The sequence below is a fragment of the Flavobacterium profundi genome (genome assembly GCF_006491645.1).
Lineage (GTDB): Bacteria > Bacteroidota > Bacteroidia > Flavobacteriales > Flavobacteriaceae > Flavobacterium > Flavobacterium profundi.
Genome location: NZ_VDCZ01000001.1, coordinates 374,633 through 388,760, shown reverse-complemented (window position 1 = coordinate 388,760; position 14,128 = coordinate 374,633). Strand labels below are relative to the sequence as shown.

The window sequence follows — 14,128 nt, the reverse complement described above, 5'->3', positions numbered from 1 at the left end:
CTAAAATAATAAGAAGTTGTGAGTTGTAGGCGATAAGTTGTAAGTTTTTTTGAGCGTTCCCTTTCAGGTCGTGCTGTACACTGTATCTTTCGCTCCCTTTCATGTAGCAAAAGGATGCCGTTTCCATCACTAACGCAATTTCCAATATCAATCAAAAATTTTTTCTTTCATCTTTTTCCAACGATAGTTTCTAATAAACTGCGCTTGGTCTGAGGTAACTAATAATTCTTTTTTGGCTTTTTTGGCTTTCCAAAACCCTTTCATATAATCTAGAAATAATAAAGGTTTTCCTTTTCGTAAAGCCAATTTTAAAGAGGCTATAGCAGTAATTAAAAAACCATATCCTAAACTGTAAAAAGCTTCGCCTTGTTTGTAACGAGACGCTTTGTTGTAATTGGCTCCTGTAGGTTTTAAATGTTTTACCTGTAAGTTTGGATTGGTTACTACTTTCCAGTTGTAATATTTACAAAGTAACTCGTCTACTGTATCCCAACCCATAGCGGGTTTTAAACCACCTATTTCTTTAAAAGTATTTTTGCGATAGGCTTTAAAAGCACCTCTAATATGATCTTTGTCGGTTAGATTTTCTAAAATCCAAGTTCCATTACGTTCAATATAAGCAAAGCCACCTGCCATACCAATGGTATCATCGGCTTTAAAATGTTGGATTATGGTCTCAAAATAATGGGGAGGAAAAATCAAATCAGCATCTGCTTTAACTAAGACGTCGTAGTCATTTGAAATAAATTGCAACCCAAAATTAAACGCGTTAATTACTTTACTTCCTGGTAAATGAATGGCTTCTGATTGTATGGTAACAGAAGAAATAATATCTGGATAAGTAAAACAAAATTGATCGATAATTTTTTGAGTACCATCTGTAGAAGTATCATTCACTACCAAAATGTTTTTTGGAGGTAAGGTCTGATTAACTAATGATTCCAATGTTTTTCCTATAAATTGCTCTTCATTATGAGCAGGAATAAGTATCTGATATTTCATTATGCGTTTTTCTATAGACTAATTACTAACTGCTAATCACTACTTTACTCTTTCTGCATATACCAAATAATATCTTGGTGTAAAAAAACGTAATAAAGGTCTAAAACCTATCTTTTTTACAGGATGCGTAAATTGAATTCGATCTATAATTTTAAACCCTGTTTTTTCCAGCAACCAATCAAGTTGCCAGTCTTCAAATTCATGATAATGTCTGTCCCAAGGATCCGTTTTGCTTCTGTATGCTGCTGAAAACCATAAGCGCATCGGAATAGAAATTAAAATTTTGTCACAAGTAACATTTTCTAAAACGGTATAAGGATTTAGTAAATGTTCAAAGATTTCAAAAGCCGTAAAAACACTGTACGTCTCATTTTGTAAGGTAGTTTGATCTTTATCTACATCTTCACCTTTGGTATTGATAACAGTATACCCATTGGCTTGCATAATCTTAGAAAAAGGATTGGGTACTCCTAAATCCAATATAGTTTCAGAAATAGTAATATGTTTTTTTAGAAATTCTAAAGTAAGTTTAAAGCGCTTATTGGGATAGGTTTTCTCGTACATAATTTTATGAGGAACAGTTTTATTTTGTTCATGAATTTAAAAATATTCGCTGTAAAGTTACAAAGAATTCAATGCTTTTAAAATGATTATTATAGCAACTTCTTTTTTTGTATTTTTAAACCTATCAAATACTTCAAAAATGAAAAAAATAATTTCTGTTATCTTGCTTTTGACTGTCACGATTGCATGGGCTCAAAATAAAACAATTATACGCTGCGGAAAATTTGTGGATGTAAAAAAGGGTACCATTTTAAATAATATAAATATTGTTATAGTGGGTGATCGAATTGAAAGTGTAACCGATAAAAAGGTAACAGTTGGTAAGAACGACACTTTTTTGGATTTGTCTACTAAAACAGTTATGCCAGGTTTAATAGACATGCATGTGCATTTGGAGCATGAAACGAATCCCAAGCAATATTTGGAAGAATTTACATTGAACGAAGCGGATATTGCGTATCGTTCCGTAGGTTATGCTGAGAAAACTTTATTAACCGGATTTACAACAGTTAGAGATTTAGGTGGAACCAATGTTAATATTTCACTTAGAAGAGCTATCAATGCAGATTTAGTAAAAGGACCAAGAGTGTTTACAGCTGGAAAATCAATAGCTTCTACTGGTGGACATGCCGATCCTACGAATGGTTATCGAAGTGATTTAATGGGAAATCCAGGTCCAGAATCAGGAGTGGCTAATGGTGTTGATGAATGTGTAAAGGCAGTAAGACAACGTTATAAAGATGGAAGTGATTTAATTAAAATAACAGCTTCAGGAGGTGTTTTAAGTGTAGCAAAAAGTGGAGAAAATTCTCAGTTTACGATTGAAGAAATTCGAGCTATTGTAAGTACTGCTAATGATTATGGGTTTAAAGTAGCGGCACATTGTCATGGAGAAGAGGCTATGAAAAGAGCGGTTATTGGTGGGGTTCATTCTATTGAACACGGAACGTATATGAGTGAAGAAGTTATGCAATTGATGAAAGAACATGGAACGTATTTAGTACCTACGGTAACGGCTGGAAAAGCAGTAGGACAATTTGCTAAAATTCCGAATTATTATCCAGAAATAGTGGTTCCAAAAGCGTTGGCCATTGGTCCTAAAATTCAAAATACTTTTGAACGTGCTTATAAGTATGGTGTAAAAATAGCCTTTGGAACCGATGCAGGAGTGTTTGCACATGGAGACAATTGGAGAGAATTTATTTACATGCATGAAGTTGGGATGCCTTTTATGGAAATTTTAAAAACAGCAACTTTAAATGCATCTGATTTGTTAGGACAATCCGAAAATTTGGGTGCTATAGAAAAGGGAAAATTGGCAGACATTATCGCAGTTGATGGTGATCCTACTAAAGATATAGAAGTAATGGGAAAGGTTACATTTGTTATGAAGAGTGGTAAAGTGTATAAAAATGAATAAAAAAAGGGGGTTGTAACTAGCAACCCCTTTTTTATTTTACATTCGATATACAATGGCATTAATATTCATTCCAGCACCTACAGATGCAAAAATAATAACATCTCCTTTTTTTAGTTCGTGTCCTTCTAATTTACCTTTAGTTAGTAAGTCATATAAAGTAGGTACTGTGGCTACACTTGAATTGCCTAATTTATGAATACTCATTGGCATCACTCCATCAGGAGGTGTTTTTTTATATAATTTGTAAAAACGATGAATAATAGCTTCATCCATTTTTTCATTAGCTTGATGAATCAATACTTTTTTTACTTCATCAATTGCAATTCCGCTTTCATTTAAACAAGCAGCCATTGCTTTGGGAACATTACTTAATGCAAATTCATAAATTTTACGACCGTGCATTTTAATATAGCGTACATCAGGGTCATGTGTCTTATTAAATGAATTTCCAAAAAACAAATAGTAGGCTTCATCATATGTAAAACTAGCACTTTCATGCGCTAAAACACCACCTTCTTCCTTTGTGGCTTCAATAATGGTTGCTCCAGCACCATCGGAATAAATCATAGAATCTCTATCGTGTAAATCTACGACTCTAGAAAGTGTTTCTGCTCCAATAACCAAGCATTTTTTTGCCATCCCCGATTGAATGAAAGCTTTGGCTTGGATAACACCTTCAATCCAACCAGGACAACCAAAAAGCATGTCGTAAGCAACGCATTTTGGGTTTTTAATACGTAAATCAAATTTTACTCTTGTTGCTAAACTGGGTAACGTATCTGCTTGTATGGCTCCATTTTTTACATTGCCAAAATTATGAGCAAAAATGATATAATCAATGGTTTCAGGATCTATTTGAGCATCTTCTATTGCTTTTTTTGCGGCAATTGTAGCAATGTCAGAAGTGTTCAAGTCAGAAGTAACATAGCGTCTTTCTTGAATGCCGGTTATCTCTAAAAATTTTTGAGCAACAACATCATTAGGATGTGGAAATGGAGTTCCATCATCATTTAGGAAAACGTGCTTTGCAAAATCAATATTGGATACAATTTCGGTAGGAATATAACTTCCAGATCCAGTTATTTTTATATTCATGGTGATCTATTGGGTTAACAGTACGAAATTATAGATTATTTCTTAAAAAGTATCTAAAACGTTATAGTTATTGTAATAAATTATGAAATTATCAAAATAGGCTTTAAAAATTATGATATTGTTATTGTCATATGGTTTAATAGGTCTATTGTCGGAAAATATATAATTCGTAAGGACTAAAAACTATCGATTTCAGAAACTCAAAACGCATTTTTAAAAGTTTATAGTTAAAAGTAATTCGTCAAAACTGTATTTTTGAAGGAATAAATCGATGAATGAAAAATAAACTACTTTTTTTTCTATTACTAACATATGCCTGCTTTGCACAACAACCTTCGCATATTATAATTGGTGAAGAAGAGTTAGCGGGTGTGAATATCTATAGTATCATTCAAGATGAGGATAATACTGTTTGGTTATCTACTAATAATGGTTTGTATCACTATGATGGCTTGCATTTTAATGTTGTCTCTAGTGCAATTGTTAAAGATTTGTCGCTTTTTGGTTTAACCAAAGACAATAATGGAATGATTTATTGTTACAATCTCAGCGGACAAATTTTTAGAATTGTCAATGGGGAGTTAGAATTGTATTGGCAAATTCCAAAGGAATATATTTCCAGCGTTATTTACATAAGTTTTGATACTGATAATGCACTTTTAGTATCTGTTAATGCCCTATTAAAGGTGAAAAAAAATAAGCAAGTTGAGTTAATTTATAAGTACCAAAAGGAGAGTGCTTGTCAAATCGTAAAGAATGCACAAGGAGAATTATTTTTCTCTGAAAACCAAAAGCTTTTTCTGTATTTTAATAATCAATTAAAAGTAATTGAAACAGAGTTGCCTCAAATATCTAATAACCTATTAAAACCTGAAATTACCTATACGAATGATATCGCGCTATTTGTAAACTTAGAACCAAAAGCATTAGTACAACAGGAAAAAGAGTATACTGTTGTTGATTTTAATGTTTGCAATGATAAGTCAATACATTACTCGGCTATACTTTCTAAAAAGAAGGATTTGGTTTGGCTCACGAGTTCTAAAAATGGGGTGTATTGTTTTACTTTAAATGGAGATCCATTATATAACAACAAACTTTTATTTAAAGATTATTTTATATCCTCTTATTTAGAGGATACCGAAGGCAATTTTTGGCTGTGTACTTTTGGGAAAGGAATTGTATTAATTCCGAATTTAAATGTAATTGATTATACAAATAATGATTTGTTAGAAAAAGACGATCTAAAGAAAATTACAAAAAAAGGCAACAATATTTATTTTGGAGGTACCAAAGGAACGATATATAAATTAAATAAAGACGACATTAAAATTGAACTTAAAAATCAGAAAAAGATTGAGTTTTTAAAATATGTACCTAAGTCAGATTTCTTTTTTGTAAACGGTCAAATTTACGATGGAACGCATCTTAATTTTTTAGCGAGTAATAATTATAATAAATATGATTTTTTTCAAAACCAGCTTTCCGATTCTATTTATTTTGTGACGCGTTCAGGATTGTATTATTTAGATGAAAAGCTAAATGGGCAAAATTTAAATTATAGTGTGAGAAGTTATGCGGTATTCAATGATGAAATAAATAAAATACTTTGGATAGGTTCTTCTACAGGATTGGAAATTTTTAAAAATAAAACTTTTTCTAAGCTTAAAGTAGATGGGCAAACGGTTTTTGCATCTCATATAATTAGAGTTGAAAATCAAGTTTGGGTAGCTTCTTCTAGTGGGATTTTAATATTTGAAAAAGACAAATTAATAAGTAAAATTACAACTAAAAACCAACTTTTATCTAATAATGTTTTAAAACTTGTATATGACAAAGGTTCTGTTTTTGTTTCTACCAATGAAGGTTTACAAAGGTATGATTTGAAAAAAAAGACGTTTAAAAACTTTACTAAATCGGAAGGCTTATTGTCTAATGCTATTTTCGATTTTGAAATTTTGGATAACCAAATCTACGTAATTACCTCTAAAGGAATTCAGAAATTTAATTTTGATGATATCAGTGATTCCCGAAGTTTACCAACCCTTAAAATTGATAATGTAATTGTAAACGGATTTAAAAAAATTGGAACCAATGAATTTTTGTCTTCTGCTGAAAATAACATAGAATTTAGCATATTTTCAGTAACACATAAAGATAAAAGGAATTTGAAATATGTATATCAATTGAAAGGATATGATGAAAATTGGTATACAACCGATTATAATAACAATACTATAAAATTTACAAAACTACCAGCTGGGAAATATGAGTTTAGAGTAAAGCTTAAAGATGATTCGCAAGTTTCCAATCAAATGGAAACCTTTTGTTTTGAAGTGGAAACGGTTTTTTGGAAAAAATGGCAATTTATAGTGGGTGCAATTCTAGTAATCACTTGTAGTGTGGTAATGTATTATAGAACGCGAATTCGCTATTTGATTCGTAAAAAAAATGAGGAAATTGAAAAAGAAAAATACATACAAGAGCTAAATAAATCTAAGCTTACAGCTTTAAAATCACAGATGAATCCTCATTTTATGTTTAATGCATTAAATAGTATTCAAGAGTTTATATTGCAAAATAAAAAAGAATTAGCATCCAATTATTTAGGAGATTTTGCCGATTTAATGCGAAGCTATTTGCAGTACAGTCAAGAAGATTATATTACGCTTAGAGATGAAATAGAAACCTTAGAGCTGTATTTGAAATTAGAAAAAGTGCGTTTTGAAAATGAGTTTGATTATCAAGTTAGTTATAAAGAGAGTTTGGATATCGATAGCATACAAATACCTTCTTTTTTAATTCAACCTTTTGTGGAAAATGCAATTAAACATGGCTTGTTACATAAAGAAGGTGCAAAACATATAGACATTGAGTTTGTTCTTGAAAAAGGAACAGTTCTAAAATGCATCATTACAGATAATGGAATAGGAAGAAAAGCCAGTCAAGAAATTAATAAAAATAGAAAACATAAATCATTTGCAACGGAAGCGAGTCATAACAGATTGCAATTGTTAAATCAAAATATTGGTCAAAAAATTGGATTAGAAATTGAAGATTTATTTGACGAAGATAATCGGTCTTTGGGAACCAGAGTTGTAGTAACTATTCCAATTTTAAATTAAAAATAGATTAAAATAAAAGCATAATGAAAGTTGTAATTATTGATGATGAAAGTAAAGCGAGATCGCTTTTGCATACTATTATAAGTGAATATTGCAGTGAAATTGAAGAAATCTTTCAGGCAGAAAATCTATTAAAAGGTATAGAAATCATTAAGAAAGAAGACATAAGTATTGTTTTTTTGGATATTGAAATGCCACAACATTCCGGTCTTCAGTTATTCGAATTCTTAGATATTAATGATATTACGTTTGAAGTTATTTTTACAACGGCTTATAGTGATTATGCCATTCAAGCGTTTGAATTTTCAGCAATCGATTATTTATTAAAACCGCTTCGCCCTAATAAAGTGAAAGAAGCTGTTGAAAAGGCAAAAAAAGCACTCGAACAAAATCAGGTGCAACAACGCTTAACAGAGCTCAAAAAAGCACTGTCCTCTGAGAAATTTAACAAATTGGCTTTGCCCGTGGAAGATGGTGTTTTGTTTGTAAAATTGGAAGATATTTTTCTTTTAGAAGCAGATAGTATGTATACCCAATTTTATCTAAAAAATGATAAGAAAATGCTCATTAGTAAACCGTTAAAGTATTTTACAGATTTGCTGGAAAGTAAAGATATGTTCTATAAACCTCACCGTTCTTATTTGGTTAACTTACAATATTTGCAAAAATTAGTTAAGAAAGAAGGAACGTATATTGAACTAGAAAATAAATTTTTAGTGCCAGTGTCTAAAGATAAAAAAGACGAACTTTTAAAAATTATTAGCGAACTAAATTAACCCTGCATGAAACACTTTTTTGAGAATAACCGACTTGAAATAACCTTGTTTGTTTTATATACTTGCATCGCTTTATTTTTGTTTTCCATTATGTTCTAATGTTTTAGAAGTTGATATACTCCATTCAGAAGTTGACGTTTTTAGCGACATTCATAAGAGATTATTTTTGATGTAAAATTAAATTTACTTGATTATGAAAAAAATTTTACTAACAGCATTTCTTTTTACTGCATTCTATGGTTATAGTACTGTATATTATGTAGATGCTTCAAAACCTAATAATAATCTAAACGGGTTGTCTTGGGCAACTGCTAAAAAGGATTTGCAAGAGGCATTAAACCTAGCAGTTACAGGAGATGAGATTTGGGTAAAACAAGGTACTTATTATCCAACTAAGAATTTTACAAATAATCCTTCTCCATCTGATTTAAGAACTAGAAACTTTCACTTTAATACAATGGGAATAAGTCTTTATGGCGGTTTTATAGGGAATGAAACGGATAAAGACCAAGCTGATCCAGAAAATAATAGTACAATTTTAAGTGGAGATTTTAATAACGATGACACTTTAGATACTACTGGAAGTACACTTTCTGGTTTTGCAAATACCAATGAAAACGCATATCATATTTTAGTAGTAGCATCAGTTACAGCACCTTGTGAAATAAATGGGTTTACTTTTAAAGGAGGTCAAACAACTATGAGTGGTACTGTAAGTGATTCTTTCTTAGGAAACACAATTTATAGAAGCTCTGGAAGTGCAATAAATTTTGCAGGATCAAATGTTTTCGTGAAAAGATGTAAATTTCAAAAAAATGTTTCTCTGTATGGAACATTATGTTTAAATAATAGTTCCAATGTTACTGTAGATAATTGTTTGTTTGATGATAATTTTGGAATATGGGGAGGCGCTATTAACAATCAAGGAGGAACAAGAATAGATTGTAGAAATTCAACTTTTCACAATAATAGAAGTTCAACTGCTGGAGCTATTTGGATTAATTCAGGCTCAAATAATAATTTAATTTATAATTCTATTTTTTGGAATAATTCTAAAAATGGTAGTACAACCACTACTGGTGCAGAAATCTCAAGTAGTGGTATTCTTAATGTGTATGATTCAATATTACAATCTTTTACTGGTGGAACTAATAATTTATTAGCAAATCCTTTGTTTGTAGATGCTAACACAAGTGATTTTAGACTACAAACGGGTTCACCAGCTCTAGATTCGGGAAATAATAATTGGGTTTTAGCTACAACAATTACTGATATTGCAGGTAATACTAGAATTCAGAATACTACAGTTGATAGAGGAGCTTATGAAGGTGAAGTTTTGTTGAGTACTAAAGATTTTGATAATTATCTATTTTCTCTTTATCCTAACCCTGTAAAAAACATATTAACAGTGGAATCGATAGAAGATTTAGAAGAAATCACTATTTATACACTTACAGGACAAATAATAGCCATTCCACAAGTAAATAATACAATTGATATGTCCGAATTACCAAAAGGATACTATTTCATAAAAGCATCTACTGTAACAGGTAAGATAATGACTAGTAAGGTAATGAAAGAATAATTTGTTTTTTTAAGTTTAATTTGAAAGCGACTCTTGAGTCGCTTTTCTGTTTAGAAGCCCAAATAATTCATTCAGAAGTTGGTGCTTTAATTTGTTGTTTACCAAAGCTACATTTGACTTAAAATTCTAAAATACTTTATTATGAAAAAAATACTACTGTTCCTTTCTTTAGTCGCTTTCTATTTTGCAAATGCACAAACGCCTAATTATGCTTGGGGAAGAATGTTTGGAAACAACCAAAATTTATATGTCTATGATAATGCTACTGATGCCAATGGAAATGTCTATTTAACAGGTGAATATTCTGGTACGGTTGATTTTGATCCAGGAGCGGGGACTTTTAATCAAACCGCTAATGCAACTGGAGGTAGGGATATTTTTATTTTAAAATTAGATGCGTCTGGTGCTTTGAGCTGGGTACGAACGTATGGTGGTACAGGAATTGATTTTGGGCAAAGAATAGCAATAGATAATTCGGGAAATATTTATGTGGGTGGCCGTTTTCAAAATGCAGTAACATTTACTGGTTTTGGAGGCTTTAGTAGTAATGGTGGTTATGATGGTTTTTTGTTGAAAATGGATACAACAGGAACACTACAATGGGTGCTAGATCTTTCTGGTGGCGGAACTGAAGGTTTTTAGGTATTACTACTGATGCTTCAGGAAATATTTATACAGCTGGCTTCTTTAATACAGCTTCTGCAACTCTTGGAGGATTGAATAGCACATTTACTACCTTAACAAGAGCAGGTGCTTCAGCAAATTATGATTTTTTTGTAGCTAAATACAATTCGAATGGAGAAAGAATGTGGTCAAATGCTACAGGAGCAGGTTATGATGAAATTCCTTATGGTATTGCTCTTACAGATGATGATAAAGTAGTAACAGTGGGTAGTTTTATAGGTACCTCAGTAGATTTTAATCCAGGTGTTGCAAGCAATTTATTGTATAGTAACAGTAATTCAACATCAACTGGATTTATTCAGGTATTAGAAGCAGGGAATGGTAATTTTTCTTGGGCAAGATCATTGGGTTCTTCATCAAATGATACTGTTTTAGATGTAGCTTCTGCCAATAATAACATTTATGTAACGGGTTATTTTGCAGGACCTCAAGCTGATTTTAATACAACTGGTTCCGGTGGTGGAGATATATTGAACCGAACAGGAAGTATCGATTCTTTTGTGGCTAAATATACTTCTTCTTCCACATTCGTTTGGGTGAAACAAATTAGAGGCACAACTGGTTCCGATAATAGAGGTTCAAGTATTGCCGTAAAAGGAAACCCAGAGCGTGTATACACTACTGGGACGTTTACGAGCTTAGTATATTTAAATCCTACCTCAAGTGCTTCTATTTCTAGTTTTGGAGCGAAAGACTCTTACATTGCCAGTTATGATGATGCAGGAACTTATTTGTGGGGTGGCAGTTTAAAATCTATGGATAACGATGATGCATGGGGAATTTCAGTAGACGATAATTATAATGTGTATATGTCTGGGTATACGGCAAGTGGAAACTTTGCGATAAATCCTTTTTCAAATAGTACAGTGCCTAATAACAGTACAACAGGGAATGACGTTTATGTTATTAAATTAGAACAACCCAATGCTTGTATTGTAACTATTCCAGATGCCAATTTTAAAAATTATTTAGTTAACAATACAGCCATTAATACCAATGGAGACACTGAAATTCAATGTGGTGAAGCACAGGCATTCACTGGCACAATTGATTGTTCTTCCAGTTCAATTTCTGACATGACAGGTATTGAAGCATTTACCTCATTAACAAGCTTACTATGCCACAATAATGCTATTGGAACTTTAAATGTGAGTACGCTTACCGCATTGACTAATTTGGAATGTTTTCAAAATTCGTTAACAGCTATTGACTTATCTAATAATACCGCATTAACGCTACTTAATATTCGATATAATCAACTTACCAGTTTAAACGTATCAAATAATGCAAACCTAACCTATATTGGTTGTCATTATAACCAAATTACTTCTTTGGATCTAAGTAATAATACGCAATTGACTGAGCTATATTGTAACGATAACAACCTTTCAACATTAAATGTGAATAATACAAATAATGCGAATTTTATAGGATTTAATGCTACTAACAATTCTAGTCTAACTTGTATTCAAATTGACGCTGCTTTTACACCGCCATCCAATGGAACTTGGGTTAAAGATGTAACAGCGAGCTATAGTGATGATTGTGCAGCATTAGGTAGTGATGATTTCGAAATTACTTCACTAATCTCTGTATATCCCAATCCGGTACAAAATAGAGTAACAATTCAGTCCAAGAAAGAACTGGAGCGCATTGAATTGTACACTCTTTCAGGACAAAAAATACCAATGAATATAATTGATAACAATATGGATATGTCTCTTTTATCAAATGGTTTGTATGTGTTAAAGGCAACAACAATAGACGGTGATGCGATTGTAAAGAAAATAATAAAACAATAATAAGTGATTCATTAAAAACAAGTTTAATTTAAAAATAAATAAAAATGAAAAAAATAATTTTTGTATGGTTTCTTATGGGGTTAATTTTAGTGTCATGTTCTAAAGATGATGATACAGCAACTACTACTGAAGATTTTTCAAAATACCATGCTACATGGATATTAAGTTCCAAAAAAGATGCAGACGATAATGCAATAGCAATCTCGTTATGCGAAAATGGGCGAAATAATATAGTGTTAGATGCGAATGGGAATGGTTCTTTTACAATAGGAAATACCATATATAATGGGAATGGTTTTGTTTGTGGAGAAAGTACAGAGACCTATCACTATACTATTGCAAATTCAAAAATGGAATTCAAAAATTTAGATGAGACCTATAAAATGACGTATGAAATCATAAGTATAAATGAAACTACTCTAGTGGTAAAAAAGATTTCAGTTACAACTAATGGAACAGAAACTACAATTACAAATACCATAACTGAAACGTATACCAAACTAAATCTTTCAAATATATAAATCAAAACGGAAGAATTTTATCGTGTTTATTTTATAGATATGTTTTGAAAAACAACTCCATTAGGGGTTGTTTTTTTATCCACAAATTGCGATTTGTAATTTCTAAATAATGAAACCATTACAATAAATCTATGTTCTTAGTTAAATTTTATTTTTTTTAAAAATAGCAAACAACAATAAATCAGTTATTTGATTAATTATATTTCGGTAAAAATGTTAAAATGAAATACTATTGATAAGGAATCGTGTTTTTTGGTACATAACTTGTAATGTTTTGGAATTATAAACAATTAATTTCAAAAACATGAATGCAAAAAATCAAATTAGTATCGAAATTCCACAGGCGGTAATTGATACAGTAACACAAAAACTACAAGAGTGTAAAACAGCCTTATCTCCTTATTTACAAGGTTTAACAATGGAAGAACGTATTTCTTTATTTAAAATGGGAGACAAAACTGTCGCTACTGTTCAAAAAACAAAATCTTATGTAGATACCAATCCAGAATTTGTTCCTTCTTATATGGATAAAGATGAATTTCTAAAAGATGAAGCCGTTGTAACTGTTTTAAATCCTATTTTGAATCTAGCGAATCAATTAGCTACTGATGTAAACGATACCATGATGCTAGCTGGAAGTGAAGCATTACAAGCAGCTATGTTATATTATGGTCAGGTTAAAGAAGCAAATAGCAAAGGAATTGTTACAGCAAAACCTATTTATGAAGATTTAAGCCAACGATTTATTAAACGAGGTAAAAAAATCAATACGAATAAGGCAGAATAAACATTGCAATGCTTCAAGAAAAAAGACTCCAATAAAAGGGGTCTTTTTTTATGCGTCTTGTAAAAAGCTGTTTTAGGTACTCTTTAAGGTAGTAGTGCTAAACGTTTAGTTCATTGAAAGAAGCTAAAAGCTATTCGGTAGAACCTAAAAGCTTTAAAAAATAACCTTTGAGCAATTCCTTAGAACCAAAAAGGTATTCGAAAGAAGCTTTATGCTTTAAATTAGAATCAAAAAGCTAGTATGAAGAAGCTAAAAGCTGTTACTTATAACCCTAAAGCTTATAATGATATCCTTTTTGCAAGTAGGTAAAAGCGAAAAGCTATTCCGAAGAAGCGTTGCGGTATTTATGAGGTTACAGGAGCTGCTTTTTTATTACAATTTAATTTGCATTACCGTTGCCATACTTAAAGCGTTCGTTTTCATTTGTTCAGCTACTTTTCCTTTAAAATGAGCATCGATAGTTGTGTAAAAATGATGGAGCCAAATATCGAAATGCGTTTTTGTAAAGGCATGTTTGTAATGTACCTCTTTATGCATTTGGAACATATTATTGGTATAACCACCTTTCATAAACAAAGATTGCTCCCAAAAAGTGGCTAAAACTTCAAAATGATGCGGTAAATGTTGGTCGGTGTGTGTTATTTTGGTAAAGAAAAAATTTATTTCATCATCCGCTAAAAGTTTGTCATAAAATTGTTGCATAAGGAACAGAAGATCTTCTCTAGTGGCTATGTCTTTCATATTCATAGTATAAAAATAAAAAAGGG

12 protein-coding genes are annotated in these 14,128 nt (G+C 31.3%); 8 read left to right on the top strand and 4 right to left on the bottom strand.

Annotated features, from left to right (window positions below; translation table 11 throughout):
- Window positions 1-147: 147 nt before the first annotated feature.
- A complete protein-coding gene (locus FHG05_RS01985) occupies window positions 148-1,002 on the bottom strand; it encodes a glycosyltransferase (RefSeq protein ID WP_140996325.1) in 855 nt (284 codons plus the stop codon).
- A gap of 39 nt (window positions 1,003-1,041) precedes the next feature.
- On the bottom strand, window positions 1,042-1,566 hold the full coding sequence (locus tag FHG05_RS01980) for a class I SAM-dependent methyltransferase (protein ID WP_140996324.1): 525 nt from the start codon (window positions 1,564-1,566) through the stop codon (window positions 1,042-1,044).
- Window positions 1,567-1,705: 139 nt separating this feature from the next.
- On the opposite strand from FHG05_RS01980, the gene FHG05_RS01975 reads away from it, so the two are divergent.
- Window positions 1,706-2,986: a metal-dependent hydrolase family protein gene (locus tag FHG05_RS01975; protein ID WP_140996323.1), complete on the top strand. Its 1,281-nt coding sequence runs from the start codon at window positions 1,706-1,708 to the stop codon at window positions 2,984-2,986.
- Window positions 2,987-3,022: 36 nt separating this feature from the next.
- Here FHG05_RS01975 and FHG05_RS01970 read toward each other — a convergent pair whose 3' ends face one another.
- Entirely contained in the window at window positions 3,023-4,081 is a 1,059-nt protein-coding gene (locus FHG05_RS01970) for a 3-oxoacyl-ACP synthase III family protein (protein ID WP_140996322.1), read from the bottom strand.
- 275 nt (window positions 4,082-4,356) lie between these two features.
- Here FHG05_RS01970 and FHG05_RS01965 point away from each other — a divergent pair, with 275 nt between their 5' ends.
- The 7 genes from FHG05_RS01965 (at window position 4,357) to FHG05_RS01935 (ending at window position 13,361) form a co-directional block, all read left to right on the top strand.
- A complete protein-coding gene (locus tag FHG05_RS01965) occupies window positions 4,357-7,206 on the top strand; it encodes a sensor histidine kinase (protein WP_140996321.1) in 2,850 nt (949 codons plus the stop codon).
- Between the two features lie 23 nt (window positions 7,207-7,229).
- A complete protein-coding gene (locus tag FHG05_RS01960) occupies window positions 7,230-7,982 on the top strand; it encodes a LytR/AlgR family response regulator transcription factor (RefSeq protein WP_140996320.1) in 753 nt (250 codons plus the stop codon).
- Window positions 7,983-8,175: 193 nt separating this feature from the next.
- On the top strand, window positions 8,176-9,567 hold the full coding sequence (locus tag FHG05_RS01955) for a T9SS type A sorting domain-containing protein (RefSeq protein WP_140996319.1): 1,392 nt from the start codon (window positions 8,176-8,178) through the stop codon (window positions 9,565-9,567).
- A 141-nt stretch (window positions 9,568-9,708) separates the two neighbouring features.
- On the top strand, window positions 9,709-10,209 hold the full coding sequence (locus FHG05_RS01950; protein ID WP_140996318.1) for an SBBP repeat-containing protein: 501 nt from the start codon (window positions 9,709-9,711) through the stop codon (window positions 10,207-10,209).
- 74 nt (window positions 10,210-10,283) lie between these two features.
- On the top strand, window positions 10,284-12,053 hold the full coding sequence (locus FHG05_RS01945) for a T9SS type A sorting domain-containing protein (protein ID WP_140996317.1): 1,770 nt from the start codon (window positions 10,284-10,286) through the stop codon (window positions 12,051-12,053).
- Between the two features lie 44 nt (window positions 12,054-12,097).
- On the top strand, window positions 12,098-12,574 hold the full coding sequence (locus tag FHG05_RS01940) for a hypothetical protein (RefSeq protein WP_140996316.1): 477 nt from the start codon (window positions 12,098-12,100) through the stop codon (window positions 12,572-12,574).
- A 304-nt stretch (window positions 12,575-12,878) separates the two neighbouring features.
- Window positions 12,879-13,361 carry a hypothetical protein gene (locus tag FHG05_RS01935; protein WP_140996315.1) on the top strand — a complete coding sequence of 161 codons (483 nt, stop codon included), beginning with the start codon at window positions 12,879-12,881 and terminating at the stop codon, window positions 13,359-13,361.
- A gap of 372 nt (window positions 13,362-13,733) precedes the next feature.
- On the opposite strand, the gene FHG05_RS01930 is transcribed toward FHG05_RS01935, so the two are convergent.
- On the bottom strand, window positions 13,734-14,102 hold the full coding sequence (locus FHG05_RS01930; RefSeq protein ID WP_140996314.1) for a group III truncated hemoglobin: 369 nt from the start codon (window positions 14,100-14,102) through the stop codon (window positions 13,734-13,736).
- Between the last annotated feature and the right edge of the window lie 26 nt (window positions 14,103-14,128).